The organism is Streptomyces sp. NPDC001056, from assembly GCF_053598955.1.
Window position 1 is genome coordinate 1 of the sequence record NZ_JBSFLI010000097.1, and the last position, 2,008, is coordinate 2,008.

3 protein-coding genes and 1 pseudogene are annotated in these 2,008 nt (G+C 60.7%); all 4 read right to left on the reverse strand.

Annotated features, from left to right (window positions below; translation table 11 throughout):
- Positions 1 to 200: 200 nt before the first annotated feature.
- Positions 201 to 1,118, reverse strand: a complete 918-nt coding sequence (locus ACWDD7_RS37600) for a hypothetical protein (RefSeq protein ID WP_105817629.1) — start codon at positions 1,116 to 1,118, stop codon at positions 201 to 203.
- A gap of 25 nt (positions 1,119 to 1,143) precedes the next feature.
- A complete protein-coding gene (locus tag ACWDD7_RS37605; protein ID WP_137910118.1) occupies positions 1,144 to 1,488 on the reverse strand; it encodes a DUF6396 domain-containing protein in 345 nt (114 codons plus the stop codon).
- Positions 1,485 to 1,835, reverse strand: coding sequence for a hypothetical protein (locus ACWDD7_RS37610; RefSeq protein WP_341401008.1), 351 nt, complete (start codon positions 1,833 to 1,835; stop codon positions 1,485 to 1,487). Before ACWDD7_RS37610 ends, ACWDD7_RS37605 begins: the two co-directional genes overlap by 4 nt.
- Before the next feature lie 79 nt (positions 1,836 to 1,914).
- A pseudogene (locus ACWDD7_RS37615) lies at positions 1,915 to 2,008 on the reverse strand (DUF2165 family protein); the annotation flags it as partial.

The window sequence follows — 2,008 nt, forward strand, 5'->3', positions numbered from 1 at the left end:
AGAGACGTCACCTATAGCGAGGACGCCTCGCGAGTGCGCACCGGCACCGCACCCCGCGCCATGGCCGCGCTGCGGAACCTGGAGCGGCGGTGCTCGAAGCGCTGCGTCGCGAGTAGCCTGCTGCTTTTCCGTCGCGCGCTTGCGCCCGCCTGAAGCCGTTCCCGTCGTGCGGCCTCGAATACGTGTCGCAAGCACTGTTGCTACGGCGACGGCATGCCCTGCGGGGTTTTAACCGTGTCGCGGCTCACGGACGCGTAGAACACGCGGAACCACACCCAACAAGCCACAAAGACACAGCCAAGAACAACGATCGCCATCATTCCGGACAACACGCCCGTCCCCAGCATGCCGCCAAGCAACTGCACCGCCAGATAGAACACCACCGAGGTGGATGCCATCGCCGCGAGCGACGCGCCCAGCAGACGCCAGCCGTGCAGCCGCACGAGATCACGAGGCAGGCCGAGTCGCGCTCCCGCAAAGACCAATGCCGCGGGAATGGCAACCGCACCAACGTAGCCGAACATCATGCGCGTGAGGTCGTCGTCGAAATAGTCGAGCAACATCGGCACCGTCGTCGTCATCAAGAGCAGACATACGCTGGCGAACAGCCACGCCGCGAGGCCGGCAATGGACCGCGCTGCGCGACCTCGCGGCGCCTCGGGTAACACATCGTTGCGAAACACTCGCGTGACGAGCCGCCACGCAAACCAGGCTACGAGCGCATAAAGGGCGGCGCTCGCCGGCGCGATGAGGTTCACGATGACCGTCAGACGGGTGCCATTTCTGGCCAGACTCAGCAGCAGCACCTGGATGATGAATATCTGTGCGATCTGCCAGACCAGCAGGCATGACGCATAGCTCGCGAGCAGCCTCGCGGGGCGACGGAACGCAAGCTGATCGCGATGCTCCCCGTGCCATCGCACAATCAGATAAACCAGGCCCGTTCGAAACACCAGGTTCTGGATGAAACTGGCCAGTTGCAACGCCAGCATCTGCGTGTCTAACGAGAACCTCGTCAACTGCACGTAGAGGCTGGGCAGAAACAGCACCGTGATGATGAGCGCTGCGATGAGTGCGGCGGCGCCGGGTAATGAGATAGGCCGGGTTGTCGAGTTCATGTGGATTCCGGGGTCGATGAAGTGATCAGCCGTGCGGCGCCGTGCTTCCGGGAAGCAGTAGTCCCGTCGCGGGGTCGAGATGCCTAGCCCTCGCCATCTCGTTGACGTCGTCTTGATCGTTTTGCCACTGGAATGTGGCGTCCCACGCCAGGAGCTTTGCAGGCGGCAACGGAACGATCTTGTCGAGGTCGGGTACCTTCGGGTTGCGGCCGTCATTGGCTCGAAGAAATTTTCCAATGACGTTGTATCCGTGAACACGTTCACGATCTGCGTGAACCTCAAGATTGCTTACCGGGTCGTTCCCACCGTTTGCATCAAACGCGCTCCCAAGTAAAAGCGCCGATCGACTGCTTCCTGCCGCGACGCTCATTTGAAATCCTTCGGCAGCATCACCGAATTTCTGCAGGCGAAGGCCAGATTCAGACGTACCGCGCTCACATCAGGTAACGGACTCGCGGTATTTTCGCTCTTCGAGCAAGCTTCCAGCAGACAAGAAATCAGGAGGACGATACGCGTTCTACGCATGATTGATCGAGCCTGTTTCGCGTGGCTGCAATCGTTCGACGTCGACACGCAGCCGATCATGAACAGGTAATCTCGACCGATACGGGACCGTCCATATGCCCGATGACGGATCAGAGCATTACTGCCAAGCGGAGTATCGAGCTTGAGAAGCCGTTCCTGCCGGGCCAGCCCCGCCGTGATCGCCCCGATCATGCTGTGCGCATCCATAGCGCCTCTCTCAGAATTATGTTGTTCTTGATCGGCAATTCTACGAATGACGATTCTGTGCCTGGACCAGCGCGGCCACCGTCTCCCACACGATGATCAGGACGTACGCGGTGTCCTGCAACGCGGTGCTGGTGATCGCCCGCCACATCAGATCGTGG